Origin of the sequence: Aequorivita marina (assembly GCF_031631895.2) — a bacterium.
In the GTDB taxonomy this organism is placed as follows: domain Bacteria; phylum Bacteroidota; class Bacteroidia; order Flavobacteriales; family Flavobacteriaceae; genus Aequorivita; species Aequorivita marina.
In genome coordinates, this window is sequence record NZ_JAVMBW020000001.1 from 268572 (window position 1) to 281369 (window position 12798).

The window sequence follows — 12798 nt, forward strand, 5'->3', positions numbered from 1 at the left end:
TTTTATAATTAATATTAGAGTTTTACTCGTTTAAGTCTTAAACTATTGGCAACAACCGATACGCTACTGAAAGCCATTGCTGCTCCTGCAATCATCGGGTCTAGCAAAAATCCGTTTACAGGATATAATACTCCTGCTGCTATTGGGATACCGATGATGTTATAGATAAAGGCCCAAAATAGATTTTGACGGATGCCCAATACGGTTCTTTTTGATAGTTCCAACGCTTTAGGAATAGATTGTAAATCTGAGGTTATAAGGGTCATTTTTGCAACATCCATCGCAATATCGGAACCTTTGCCCATAGCGATACTCACATTGGCCTGTGCCAAGGCGTGGGAATCGTTGATACCATCGCCCACCATAGCCACTGTTTTTCCGTCAGCCTGTAATTTCTCCACAAAAGCTGCCTTATCGGAAGGCATTACTTCCCCTTGATAATGGGTTATTCCAACTTGTTGAGCTACTGCCGAGGCGGTTTTATTATTATCGCCCGTAAGCATATACACTTCTATTCCTTTGTTTTGTAACGTAGTAATGGCCTTTTTGGATGTTTCCTTAATCTTATCTGCAATAGCAAGGATTGCCAATACATTTTCATTATTACTAAAGAATATGACCGTTTTTGCTTGTTCTTCAAGATTTTCGGATGTTTTGATTAAAGCAGCATCGATTTGAATATCATTCTTGACCATTAATTTATGGTTGCCTACAAAATATTTTGTCCCATTTTCCGATGCTGCTTTAACACCCATTCCCGTGATACTTTCAAAAGAAGTGATTTCGGCGGGTCGAACATCTTGTTCCTTAAAATGGTTGACCACAGCTTCTGCCAATGGATGTTCTGATTGCGCTTCTATTGCCAAAAGGATTTGTTTGTATTTCTTTTCATCATTACCTTTTTCAGCCCAAATTATATCGGTTACCAAGGGTTTTCCTTCGGTAATCGTACCTGTTTTATCAAGTATTACGGCATTCACTTTATGACCCAATTCCAAACTTTCGGCATCCTTAATGAGAATATTGTTCTCCGCGCCTTTACCTATTCCCACCATAATCGCTGTTGGCGTTGCCAATCCCAACGCACAAGGGCAGGCAATGACCAATACTGCCACGGAAGTCAATAAGGCTTGTGAAAATGCATTATCGCCACCGACAAACATCCAAACGATGAACGTAACAATGGATATGCCTAATACGATGGGAACAAAAATTCCCGCAATCTTATCGACCAATTTTTGCACAGGTGCTTTGCTTCCCTGTGCTTCCTGAACCATTTTTATAATCTGGGAAAGCAGGGTTTCGCCGCCTACCTTTTCTGCCGTGAATTGAAAACTTCCTTTTTGATTGACGGTACCGGCAAATACTTTTTCCGCTTTGGATTTTTGGACCGGAACCGGTTCGCCCGTAATCATACTTTCATCTACATACGAACTGCCTTTTGATACTTCGCCATCTACAGGTATTTTCTCTCCAGGACGTACCAAGATGGTTTGACCCACTTGGACTTCGGAAATCGGGATTTCCTTTTCTTCGCCATTTTCTATCACTTTTAGCGTTTTGGGCTGTAATCCCATTAGTTTTTTTATGGCCGAAGAAGTGTTGGATTTTGCTTTTTCCTCCAATAATTTCCCAAGGGAAATAAAGGTAATGATAACAGTTGCTGCTTCGTAATAGACGTGAGGTTCGATACCACGACTCAGCCAAAATTGAGGAAACAGCGTGTTGAACACACTAAACAGAAAGGCGATTCCTGTACTTAACGCCACCAACGTATCCATATTGGCCTTTCTGTACTTGGCTTGTTTGAAGGCATTGATAAAAAAGCTACGCCCGAACAAAAATAAAACAGGAACGGTCAACACCAACGATATCCATTTTCCGGGTTCCCAAGCCATAAAGAACATTCCCAGAATAAAAATGGGCAGCGTTAAAATGGCCGACCAAATGGTACGGTTTTTTATGTCCTGATAGTGCTTTTGCTGAAGTTCTTGTTGTGCTCCTGCTGGGTCTTCCACATCGACAATAAGGTCATAACCTACCTCTTGTAGTGCCCGCTGTAATTTTTCTTCGGAAGTGCTTTCATCGTAATCTACCAATACCGAACTGCTGGCAAAATTCACGGTGGCCTTGTTTACACCATTGGTATGGGAAAGAATGGATTCTACACTACCGGCACACGCGGCACAGGTCATTCCAGTAACCGGAAAGGATTTTTTCACTCCTTGTTCATTTTTCTTTTCTTTGGTTTCAAATATATTAAGTGCCTCCATAACCCTATTCTTATTAGTACATTGCAAATTTCAGGATTAAAAGACCTTAATGTGTTACGTTATTTACTGAATGAATTGTAAAATTTGCTGTTAATGTCTATTTCAATGGTTTCTCTGGAAGAAAATTTATCTTTAACAACAATTTGATTCATTTCAAATTTTATTTTCTTGAATTGGTGGGCAAGCAACTGTTCCATAGGAACAAAACACACAACAATCTCCATCATAAGGCTTCAAGACTGTTTTACAATTTTCACACTCATAAAAGAATTGACAAGCGTTTGTTGGCATATCTTCTACTTTTTTGTGTCCGCAGTTTGGACAAGTAATTTTTGATTTTAATTGAATTTCCATCAAATCTCATCTAATGATTTACGGTTTTTATTAGTGCTTTTTTTAAATTCCGAAGGGGTCATTCCTGTTAGCTTTTTAAACTGATTGCTTAAATAAGCGACGCTACTGTAATTCATTCTGAAGGCTATTTCACTCAAGGTTAATTCATCATAAACTATTAATTCCTTGACACGTTCAATTTTTTGGTTGATGATATATTGCTCAAAAGTGATACTTTCTACTGACGAGAAGAGTGCGCTTAAATATTTATAATCAAGATGTATGTTGTCGCTTACATAATCTGCCCATTTAATGTTCAGTTCGCTGGATGAGTGATGGATTTTATTTACAACCAATGTTTTCATCTGTTCGATAAGTTGACTTTTACGGTTGTCAATCAAACTGAAACCTGAATTTTGAAGGGCTTCGGAAAGTTCTTTTTTGGTGTTTACATTTAATGTTGACACTAATTTAACTTCTCCCAATTTAATAGAAGCATAGGATATTTCAAGTTGTTTTAAAATATTGGATACTGCCGAGATACATCTTGGGCAGACCATATTTTTAATATAGATAATCTCACTCATATAATACTTGTTTTAAAACAAGGTTAACCCAGATTTGTGTAGAGAATAGTAAACAGCAGCTATCGCAGCAATTACAAAAACCAATACTATCACAACAAAAGCTATAATTTTATCTTTTTTTGTGATATTACTTTTAGGTTGATGCTTCTTCCTTTCATTTTTTCGTCTATTTCTTCTTCTTTCACTCATTATCGTTCGCCATTATAAAACCAAGATTATTTTTTGGCCTTATGAAGATTACTTGATTAATCCGTAATTCGTTTTATTTTAAAGTTGCTTTTACCTCTCCACAAGTTAACATAGCCTTTCCATAATATGGATTTCGCACTTCTTCTTCCAAACTTATCCAATAGGCACCTTTATTGTCATTGGCCATTGGGCAAAACTGGATATATACATTTTGGTTGACCCCAAAAAGCTGTACACCACTTATCATATGTGCCGAAAGATGCTTGAAATGCCCTCTTTGTTCTGCTATGTCTGAACTGTTCTCAATAGCATTTGCAGATGACTTTAGTTCCTTTTGAATGGTCATCCAATGGTTATGCGCCTTTTCATCCGATAATAATTTCATATCCACTTTTTTCAAGGACTGGTTGATTTGTTCTCCTGCTTGTTGAGCACCCTTGGCATCATCGTTTACCAATGCATCCTTTAAAAGAATGTAATCATCAAGAACCTGTTCTAATTGATTCTGAAATTTGTTTGAAACCTTAATTCTTTCCTTCATTTGGGAATGATCGGTTACATCCATATTTTCTCCAGATCCATCTTCTTGCATTCCCAAATGTCCTTCGTGTCCTGTCATAGTTTTACCTCCTTCTTGATTCATCATTGATTTTTTACCCTGAAGCTGTGCCGCGGCATCTACTGTAAACGTGCCGTTAGTTACCACTTCATCTCCATTTTTTAAACCTTCAAGAACGGTATAACTATCGCCAGTGGCATTGCCCAATAAAACTTCTTTCATTTCAAAAACAGCTTTATTAGGGTCTGTTTTGACATAGACTACAGAACGTTCGCCCGTCCACATAACAGCCGTTGACGGTATGGAAACGGTGTTCTCTGTGCTCGTTTGAGCACCCTCGATTTTTCCTTCTACAAACATTCCCGGTTTAAAGAGGTCTTTTTTATTTTGTAAAACTGCTCTCACGACCACCGTTCTTGTAGCAGAGTTTAATAAGGGGTCAATAAACGAGACCTTGGCATCAAACACTTCGTTTCTATAGGCATTGGTGGTTACTTTGATGGTTTGTCCTTCTTTTAAGGACGCAATTTGGTTTTCGTAAGCATCAAATTCTGCCCATACTGTATTGAGATTGGCAATTTTGTACAAGGGTTGTCCTTGTTTTAAATAATCTCCTTCCTCTACCATTTTCTGTGTTACCGTTCCTGATACGGTTGCGTACACAGGAAAGTTTTCCTGTACTTTCCCAGAGTTTTCTATGGCGTTGATTTGCTTTTCTGAAAGTTTCCAAAGTTTGAGCTTGTTTCTAACAGCTTTATATAATTCTGGTTGCGATTCTTTCAAGGATGAAGCGGTAAGCAGTTCTTGTTGTGCCGCAACTAATTCTGGCGAATAAATAGTTGCCAAGCGTTGTCCTGCGCCAACACGTTCTCCTGTAGAATTAACGTATAGTTTTTCAATTCTTCCTCCAAAATATGTGACCTGTACAGCATTTGACTCTTCATTTGCTTTTATCTTTCCAGATAACTTTAGGGAATTATTTCCTATTTGTCCTTGTCCCACAAGTGACGTTTGAATATTGGCTAGAGCCATTGCATTATCGGTCATTTTGATTTCATTGGCATTGAGGCCATCGGCACCTGATTCAGCTGGAATTAAATCCATTCCACATATTGGGCAGTCGCCAGGTTCTGGTTGCATAATCTGTGGGTGCATAGAACAGGTCCACATTTGATTAGTAGCAATTTCTTCTGAATGTTCGTGATTGTCTTTAGCACTATTTGTTGCCTTATCAGTAGAATCTCCACCGAACAGTAGAAAGCCGCCCAAAAGGCCAACAATCAAGGCAATACCTATATAAATGATGTTTTTTTTCATTGTTTTTGTTTTTATTTGTTATTTTCTAATCGTTTAATCATTGCTTTCATTTCTGCAATTTCCTTTTCTTGTGCTTTAATTATATCATCTGCTAATTTCTTCACTTCCGGGTCTTGTATATCCGCTCGCTTACTGGTTAAAATGGCGATAGAGTGATGCGGAATCATAGCCTTCATCCAGAGTACATCGCCAATAATTGGGGCCTGTGCCCTCACAAGGCCTAACGCACCACCAAATAGGACAATACCTCCAAGAACAATTGCTATATTCTTCTTTTTGTTTTGGTACATATTACGCATTGCCACAAACATAATAATGGCCATAGCGGCAATACCCAAACAGCTCATATAAAATCGGGTAAGACTAAAATAGACGTGGTCAATTTCATAAGAGTTTAAGTACATTGTAACGTACATTGCTATGAAGGATGCCACGAGCATACCTATAAATTTTGTGTAGTTGTTTTTCTTTGAATTTTGATTTGAATTTTCCATTTTATGTTGGTTTTAGTGTTACTTATTTTCGTTTCTTTTTAACCAATTTTCTAATTGTGGGCGACGATATGTACCAAAGTAAGAACCCACTTAATACTGTAATTAACCCTAACAATGAAAACGCCCGCAGGATTATGGTATTAAAGTTGTCCCTGCCTTGATAGTCCATAGTGTGGGTCATCCACAAAAAATCGAACCAGCGCCAGTTTCTATGACGAACGGTCTGAAATGCACCATTTTCTATGGCGACATAAGCCTTCAGGTTTTGTGGGGTTTTATATGAAATCTCATAGGCTGGCAATGGACGGCCACGGTATTCGTGATGCGCATCTACCTTCTCAATTCGTTTTATACCACTTATTTCCAAATCGGGCAGCATATATCTGTTGGCTACCTCTTTTGCTTCTGCTTTAGTAATACCTTTTTTTACATTTCCCGTTTTAGCACTAAATAAATTAGCTTCGTTAATCCAATAATACGGCTCATTTGCTATTTCCAATAATTTTAGTGTTTGGATAGGTTCTTCACTCGCTAATTGCTCAGTCCCTAATAGGTTGGAAAAAGCAGTTTGCCGTGGCTTTTCTTTTTTGAACTGGTCGCCGTGTATTTCATCAATGTCCGTCCAGCTAAAATACATTCCGCTGATAGTCCACATCAAGAACTGAATACCGAGGAATATACCCAAGTATCGGTGTGCTTTTCGAATCCATTTTGCTGTCTTTCTGTTGACCATACTTTCTATAATTTAATTCACAAAAAATTTGACAATGATTCCACCAGCCAACCATACGTAGCAGATATAGGCAACATATTTTAAAACCTTTTCAAGCAATGGGCTTTTAGGTGCCATCTCGCTCATCTTACTTTCGACGTCCTTCTTTTTAAAGAACCCTAAATAAATTAAGTAGCCCGTAATTGCTAAAAAAGCCATATTCAAAAAAGAACGTATAGTCAATTTTAAAATAGTCACTATCTTGAATTTTAACCGTTTTTAATTTATGCTCTTAACTAAATACTTGAAGTGCCAACGCACCACCAACTATTAAGATTAGGATTGTATATACTATATAATTGAGCCATTTTTTAACGACAGATTTACCTGTTGTTTGTTGGCAACCGTTCTTACAACATTCTTTCATTGTTATAAATTCTTTTCTTTATTGTTATTGGCAAAACCTTATAAATAATACTTGAAGATGAGAGGTAAACTTTAATAAACCAACCAAATTTTTACCCCTCAAAATCAAGCATCTTCACTAAACTTTTTTTCTGCGAAATTTTAATTTGCCCGACCTAGGAAGAGAGACGCTATATTTAGGGATTTAATCTCTCTCCCAGTTCAGGCTGCTATTAACCAAATCAACTACTCTTCTTCAAAAGTTCATTGTGCCTGACTTGGGAAGGAACTAACACTAACCATCAACATTGTTTCCTTCCCACGACAGGACTTTATAACTATTCAGATAACCTTATTATCTCATAAGCCACTGTTAACTAATAAACCAGTGTTTTTAAAAGATTATTAAAGGCAGGGGATTATCTATTGAATAGTTTTTTGCACTTTCCCACATTTAAGCATTCTGCTACCGTAATATGGGTTTTTTACTTCTTTGCTGGTACTCAACCACGCACTACCTTTATCGTACATTGGGCAAAATTGTTGGTAAAGCGTGTTCTTTGTTCCCGTAATGGCTACCAAATCTGTTATGTCCTTACTTAAGGTCTTAAAATGTTCGCGTTGGTGGTCTATGGCACTTTCAGAAATATGCTCGGCGTGCTCGGTTGCATCTTCTATAATATCTGCCAATTCTTCTTTATTTTCTTTTGAATAACCGTCCGTATCAAAAGCTTTAAGAGAAACTACCAATTTAGACCCAGCTTGAGCTGCTTTTTTGGTGTCATCTGCAACCAAAGCATTTTTTAAATTAAAGTAATCACTTAAAATTGCTTCTGTTTTTGCATCACTTTTCATAGTTGACATTTTACTATGATCCATTTTCATATCTCCGTGATCGTGGTTCATTTTTTTCTTTTCCTGTGCGTTGGTAAAAGAAACTGCTAACAATAGCATTGCTGCTATACTCATTTTTAAATTTTTCATTTTTATTATATTTAATTATTGTTTATAAACTGTCTTTTAATTCTGTAATAAAATTAATTACCTCTTTTGCTTCCTCTTCTGAAAAGACTGCCTCTTTATGTATCAAAGTGTAAGAATCCAAAGGCATTTCGCCAGCTTCAATCTGTTTGACAATAGATCTTAATTTACTGGCTTTTCGTCGGCTTGACAGGGAATCCCATTCACTGAAATTAAGCTCGGCCTTTCCTTCTTTGATATGGTCTTCCAAAAACCAAGCAGCAGGTTGAATTTTATTGTACCAAGGGTATTGCGTATTATTACTGTGGCAATCATAGCAGGACACTTGTAACTTTTTTTGAATCGTTTTTGGCACATTATTGACCAACATAAAATCCGTTGACGGTACAGTATCACTTTGATTTCGTGTTGTGGGAATAAATTGAATTCCTACAAACGCTACCAATAATATTATTGCTATGATTTTTACAATCCTCATTAGTTAATCTCTTTTTGCACCTTTCCGCAATTCAACATTTGACTTCCGTAATAGGGATTCTTAATGTCCTTGCTCATACTCAACCAAGCACTACCGCCATCGTACATTGGGCAAAACTGTTGGTAAAGCGTGTTTTCAGTTCCTGTAATTGCAACCATATCAGTTACATCCTTGCTCAATATTTTAAAGTGTTCTCGCTGATGATCTATATCGCTTTCCGAGATATGTTCTGCGTGCTCTACAGCATCTTCTATAATATCTTTTAATTCGGCTTTTTGAGTGTCGGAAAAATTTGATGAAACATCAAAGTTCCTTAAAGTTGTTGCCAGAGTTGCACCAAGTGTTTTTGCTTTAGCATTGTCATCTGCAACCAACGCATTTTTAAGATTAAAGTAGTCCTTTAATACACCTTGTGAATTACCATCGCCACTCATTGCCATTTCCTTCTTATCTCCATCGTGATTCATTTTTGAATGGTCTTCATCGGCACTCATTTCAGAATGGTTCCCATCTGCATTATTTTGTTCATTTTTGTTGTCTTTGCAAGACATTGCTGTTAAGGTTATAAATGCTATTGCAACTATACCTAATGTTGATTTTAATTTGCTCATTTTGTTTTAATTTATGTTTGTGTTTATTTGTATTACTTTTTGAAATGTATTTTATAGTTTTTCGATTACGTTTTCTAGCATTGCAGTTATTTCATTGGCAATTTCATTCAAATTTTTATTCTCCACAGCCTGCATCGATGCCATTGGGTTTACGGCTGCTACTTCAATGATGCCTGCTTCAATTTCCTGCACTATGACATTACAGGGCAACATCGTTCCAATTTTATCTTCTGCCTGCAAAGCTTTGTGTGCATAGGGTGGGTTACAAGCCCCTAGAATTCTATACTTTTTGAAGTTTACATCCAGTTTGTTTTTTAAGGTCTCTTTGACGTCAATTTCTGTGAGTATGCCAAAACCTTCGTCTTTCAATCCTTGGGTAACTTTATCAATAACATCTTCAAAAGTTCCATTGACCGTTTTATTAAAATAGTAGTTCATTAGCTTTTATTTTTTGTTCAACATTCGTTTTTGTTCTTCGTATTCTTCTTTGGATATTTCGCCTTTGGCGAATCGGCTGTTAAGAATATCCAGAGGATTTTCTTTCTTTACAGTATATTGTCTGTTTTTTCCAATGTATAGAAATATGCCCAATACCAGTACAATCGGTATTAATATCCACCACCACATCATCATAATTGAAAATTTTTATTGTTCTTATTCAGTTCTTTTTAGTGCTTATGGCCTTGGGCGTTCTTCTTCTTGCCCTTCATTTTTTCCATCTTTTCCTTCATCTTTGGGTCGTTCATCATTTTTTGCATCATTTCCTTCATCATTTCAGGGTTTTCGTCCATCATTTTCTTCATCCGTTCTTTCATTGCCTTTTTCATTTCTTCATTGTTGTGCATTTTATTCATCAACATTTTACGGCCCTTCTCACTACCCATCATTTTATCTAGCATTTTGGATTGCATCTTTTGCATCATTTCCGGATTTTTCTCCATCATAATTTGCATATGTGATTGCATTTTTTGTTTCATTTCAGGATTCTTCTCCATCATCATTTTCATATTTCCAGACTCCATCAGCTCCATATGGGTTTTCATCATTATTTTTTTGGCATCCTTATTTTTTTGTGCCTCCTTGATAAAATCGGCAAACTGAATAGGATTTGAAATGATTTCTTGATAAATGGCATTTCTATTTTCTTCAACCTGTAATGTTTCGCTGGCATTGAAGGTTGATTTGCAACTGACCAATGTGCCAATTGTTACGATAATCAATACTGTTTTTACAATTGTTTTCATACTTGATATTTTTTATTGTTAATAATTCAGTTATTTATTCTTTAATTGTGATTAATTATTGTTAATCATTCGATTTTTGAGTTGATTTTTTGTTTTATTTCTTCATATTCTTCCTTCGATATTTCCCCTTTTGCGTATCTCTCATTCAATATGTCCATAGCCTTTGAACTTTTAGAACGCTTTATTTTTTTTCCTCCTGCATAGATGAGAATGCCTAGAAATATTACTCCGAAAACGATTATAAAATCCCATTTATAGTCCATAGTTTTATATTTTTAAATTGTTAAAATCTTGCCAATAATCCACCACCCCAACCATATCGGTTATTGTAGTTTGCTTGGATTGAAAAATTACGCGAGAGGATATACGAAGCTCCAACCAACCATTGGGTTTCACTTTCAAAGGAATTGTTATCCTCTAAATCATTGACCCATCCAAAGTCCGCTCTATATTCGTATTCGCCTTCCAGAAAAATTCTAGGAAAAATCAACAACTCTCTGTCTAGACGTATTCTTGGACGCAGTTGATTATCCATACTCACATCTACGTTAAATCTGTAAGGCGTAAAGTATTTAACCCCAACCAGTCCAACCGTATTGAACTCGTCGAAAGAATTTGGTATTTCAGTTTCGGTATTAACACCTACGTAAAGACGCACCCAATCATTCAGGTACCTATTATAGCTGACTTCCGCCTCAAGGTTTTTGTCGTAATCGAACTCTGCCCTCAATCCAAATTCGTTACGGATATTGCTCGATGTTAATAAGAGTTCATTAAAGTTTGAACCTATACGAGCCAATCCCCACGAATAATAATGGTCTGTCTCATCGATAAGTTTCTGGACTGGATAATCTTTCATTCTGTCATCCCTAGGGGTATCATAACTAAACACCCTAGCCATTCCACCAATCATATGATACAATATGTGGCAATGAAAAAACCAGTCGCCATATTCTTCGTTATAGAACTCAATTACCACTTTTTGCATCGGTGGTACGTTTACGGTATGTTTAAGTGGTGAACGCTCTCCATTTTCGTTAATTACCCTAAAGTAATGACCGTGCAAGTGCATCGGGTGGTGCATCATCGTAAGGTTGTTCATCGTAATTCTCGTTACTTCGCCCCCTTTGATTTTTATCTTATCGGTTTCGGATAGTGGTACGCCATTCATACTCCAAACGTAGCGTTGCATATTACCAGTAAGATTTAGTAAAATATCATTTACCGGTGCATCTGTCTTAAAAGTGGTGCTCTCTTTAGCCTTTAAAAAATCGTAATTGAAATATGTTTTACGAGTATTATAATCAAAAGAAGAGGTGTCTTTCTGCGTTATTTGCATATTGTGCATATGACCGTCTTTTTCCATCTTCATATCCATTTGGTTATTCATCTTATCATCTTTCATTGACATTTTATCCTGCATTCCCATTTTCATCTGTCCGTCTTTCATATCCATCTTCATTCCATACTTCTGCATTAAAACTTCAGGTGTATTCTTTTTTTTGTTTCCCACCATTGCAGGTGCTCCCATTTTCATATCCATTTTAGCCATTTGCTTCATCATCTCTATTTTACTAGGTCTGTCAATTTTTTTGGCTGGATAAAGCTTGCCACTACCCAAACGAATTGAGGTATTACCAGAGCCGTCTTGTGCTGTAGCAGTAATCTCTAATGTACCTTCTGGAATGGTCACAATTACATCGTAGGTTTCTGCAATTGCAAAAAGAAATCGGTTTTTTTGCTCTGGCGTTACATCAACACCGTCACTGGCAACTATCATTGGGTTACCTGCTCCAAAACCCATCCAATAATATGTTGATGCAGAAGCATTTATTAAACGAAGTCGTACTTTCTCTCCTGGTTTAAATTCTGGGTACTCTACCAATTTTTTACCGTTGGACAAAAATGTGGGATAATAAATGTCTGCAATATCCGCACCTTCCATTCTGTCCCGCCAAAACTTAAATTGTGCACCTAATGCACCTTCCTTTATTACTCTACTTAATGGAACTGCTGTTCCTTTTTTAACTTGATACCATTCGTTGCCTCTTTTGAGGTTCCGTAATACATTCATTGGTTTTTCGTTTGTCCAATCCGAAAGAACTACCACTAAATCCTTGTCGTAGTCCAATGTTTTTTCTTCTGGATGAATAACTATCGAGCCATAGACTCCTTTTTGTTCTTGAAGCATCGTATGGGAATGATACCAATACGTACCCGACTGGTTGATAGGGATTCTATATTGAAATGTAGTATTTGGTTTTATTGGTGGTGTGGTTAAATAAGGCACACCATCGTAAAAATTGGGAAGTATTAAACCGTGCCAATGCACAGAAGTTTCTTCATCCATCTTATTGGTAACATTAATAATGGCAAGGTCTCCTATGTTAAATTCCAAAACAGGTCCAGGAATATCACCATTGATGGTCATTGCATTAGCTGTAACACCACCAAGCGTCATTTTATTTTCTTCAATGGTAAGGTTATACTCTTTAATAGGTCGTCCTTCTTCTTTTCTATCTTGTCCGTTGGTTCCTACTTGTGCAATACCCATAGATGTTATGAGGAACACAAGCAGTATTGTTATCTTTCTAATCATAATTCTTTATTTTAGT

14 protein-coding genes and 1 pseudogene are annotated in these 12798 nt (G+C 36.7%); all 15 read right to left on the bottom strand.

Annotated elements, in window-relative coordinates; genetic code table 11:
* Positions 1-14: 14 nt before the first annotated feature.
* The 15 genes and pseudogenes from QPK98_RS01205 to QPK98_RS01275 all read right to left on the bottom strand — a co-directional run bounded on the left by QPK98_RS01205 (position 15) and on the right by QPK98_RS01275 (position 12782).
* The gene (locus QPK98_RS01205; RefSeq protein WP_310991196.1) at positions 15-2273 is read right to left on the bottom strand and encodes a heavy metal translocating P-type ATPase; all 2259 of its coding nucleotides are present in this window, start codon (positions 2271-2273) and stop codon (positions 15-17) included.
* A gap of 153 nt (positions 2274-2426) precedes the next feature.
* Complete coding sequence (locus QPK98_RS01210) at positions 2427-2627, bottom strand: GDCCVxC domain-containing (seleno)protein (RefSeq protein WP_310991197.1); 201 nt, start codon at positions 2625-2627, stop codon at positions 2427-2429.
* The gene (locus tag QPK98_RS01215; protein WP_310991198.1) at positions 2627-3193 is read right to left on the bottom strand and encodes a helix-turn-helix domain-containing protein; all 567 of its coding nucleotides are present in this window, start codon (positions 3191-3193) and stop codon (positions 2627-2629) included. Before QPK98_RS01215 ends, QPK98_RS01210 begins: the two co-directional genes overlap by 1 nt.
* A gap of 262 nt (positions 3194-3455) precedes the next feature.
* Positions 3456-5258 carry an efflux RND transporter periplasmic adaptor subunit gene (locus QPK98_RS01220; protein WP_310991199.1) on the bottom strand — a complete coding sequence of 601 codons (1803 nt, stop codon included), beginning with the start codon at positions 5256-5258 and terminating at the stop codon, positions 3456-3458.
* 11 nt (positions 5259-5269) lie between these two features.
* Positions 5270-5752, bottom strand: coding sequence for a DUF305 domain-containing protein (locus tag QPK98_RS01225; RefSeq protein WP_310991200.1), 483 nt, complete (start codon positions 5750-5752; stop codon positions 5270-5272).
* Positions 5753-5774: 22 nt separating this feature from the next.
* Positions 5775-6485, bottom strand: a complete 711-nt coding sequence (locus tag QPK98_RS01230) for a PepSY domain-containing protein (RefSeq protein ID WP_310991201.1) — start codon at positions 6483-6485, stop codon at positions 5775-5777.
* A gap of 12 nt (positions 6486-6497) precedes the next feature.
* Positions 6498-6738 (bottom strand): annotated as a pseudogene (locus tag QPK98_RS01235) (permease); the annotation flags it as partial.
* Positions 6739-7292: 554 nt separating this feature from the next.
* A complete protein-coding gene (locus QPK98_RS01240; protein ID WP_310991202.1) occupies positions 7293-7853 on the bottom strand; it encodes a DUF3347 domain-containing protein in 561 nt (186 codons plus the stop codon).
* A gap of 22 nt (positions 7854-7875) precedes the next feature.
* A complete protein-coding gene (locus QPK98_RS01245; protein WP_310991203.1) occupies positions 7876-8328 on the bottom strand; it encodes a heme-binding domain-containing protein in 453 nt (150 codons plus the stop codon).
* A complete protein-coding gene (locus tag QPK98_RS01250; protein ID WP_310991204.1) occupies positions 8328-8939 on the bottom strand; it encodes a DUF3347 domain-containing protein in 612 nt (203 codons plus the stop codon). Before QPK98_RS01250 ends, QPK98_RS01245 begins: the two co-directional genes overlap by 1 nt.
* Before the next feature lie 51 nt (positions 8940-8990).
* The gene (locus QPK98_RS01255; protein WP_310991205.1) at positions 8991-9377 is read right to left on the bottom strand and encodes a DUF302 domain-containing protein; all 387 of its coding nucleotides are present in this window, start codon (positions 9375-9377) and stop codon (positions 8991-8993) included.
* 6 nt (positions 9378-9383) lie between these two features.
* On the bottom strand, positions 9384-9572 hold the full coding sequence (locus QPK98_RS01260) for an SHOCT domain-containing protein (RefSeq protein ID WP_310991206.1): 189 nt from the start codon (positions 9570-9572) through the stop codon (positions 9384-9386).
* Positions 9573-9607: 35 nt separating this feature from the next.
* A complete protein-coding gene (locus QPK98_RS01265) occupies positions 9608-10183 on the bottom strand; it encodes a hypothetical protein (protein ID WP_310991207.1) in 576 nt (191 codons plus the stop codon).
* A gap of 65 nt (positions 10184-10248) precedes the next feature.
* Entirely contained in the window at positions 10249-10446 is a 198-nt protein-coding gene (locus tag QPK98_RS01270; RefSeq protein WP_092205772.1) for an SHOCT domain-containing protein, read from the bottom strand.
* Positions 10447-10466: 20 nt separating this feature from the next.
* Positions 10467-12782 (bottom strand): multicopper oxidase domain-containing protein, encoded by a 2316-nt coding sequence (locus QPK98_RS01275; protein ID WP_310991208.1) that lies wholly within the window; start codon positions 12780-12782, stop codon positions 10467-10469.
* Positions 12783-12798 lie beyond the last annotated feature (16 nt).

Excerpts from the sequence above, each read along its gene's own strand:
- QPK98_RS01205 (WP_310991196.1), bottom strand. The coding sequence starts at position 2,273 with ATGGAGGCACTTAATATATTTGAAACCAAAGAAAAGAAAAATGAACAA.
- QPK98_RS01275 (WP_310991208.1), bottom strand. The coding sequence starts at position 12,782 with ATGATTAGAAAGATAACAATACTGCTTGTGTTCCTCATAACATCTATG.
- QPK98_RS01220 (WP_310991199.1), bottom strand. The coding sequence starts at position 5,258 with ATGAAAAAAAACATCATTTATATAGGTATTGCCTTGATTGTTGGCCTT.
- QPK98_RS01260 (WP_310991206.1), bottom strand. The coding sequence starts at position 9,572 with ATGATGATGTGGTGGTGGATATTAATACCGATTGTACTGGTATTGGGC.
- QPK98_RS01230 (WP_310991201.1), bottom strand. The coding sequence starts at position 6,485 with ATGGTCAACAGAAAGACAGCAAAATGGATTCGAAAAGCACACCGATAC.
- QPK98_RS01240 (WP_310991202.1), bottom strand. The coding sequence starts at position 7,853 with ATGAAAAATTTAAAAATGAGTATAGCAGCAATGCTATTGTTAGCAGTT.
- QPK98_RS01245 (WP_310991203.1), bottom strand. The coding sequence starts at position 8,328 with ATGAGGATTGTAAAAATCATAGCAATAATATTATTGGTAGCGTTTGTA.
- QPK98_RS01270 (WP_092205772.1), bottom strand. The coding sequence starts at position 10,446 with ATGGACTATAAATGGGATTTTATAATCGTTTTCGGAGTAATATTTCTA.
- QPK98_RS01255 (WP_310991205.1), bottom strand. The coding sequence starts at position 9,377 with ATGAACTACTATTTTAATAAAACGGTCAATGGAACTTTTGAAGATGTT.
- QPK98_RS01265 (WP_310991207.1), bottom strand. The coding sequence starts at position 10,183 with ATGAAAACAATTGTAAAAACAGTATTGATTATCGTAACAATTGGCACA.
- QPK98_RS01250 (WP_310991204.1), bottom strand. The coding sequence starts at position 8,939 with ATGAGCAAATTAAAATCAACATTAGGTATAGTTGCAATAGCATTTATA.
- QPK98_RS01225 (WP_310991200.1), bottom strand. The coding sequence starts at position 5,752 with ATGGAAAATTCAAATCAAAATTCAAAGAAAAACAACTACACAAAATTT.
- QPK98_RS01210 (WP_310991197.1), bottom strand. The coding sequence starts at position 2,627 with ATGGAAATTCAATTAAAATCAAAAATTACTTGTCCAAACTGCGGACAC.
- QPK98_RS01215 (WP_310991198.1), bottom strand. The coding sequence starts at position 3,193 with ATGAGTGAGATTATCTATATTAAAAATATGGTCTGCCCAAGATGTATC.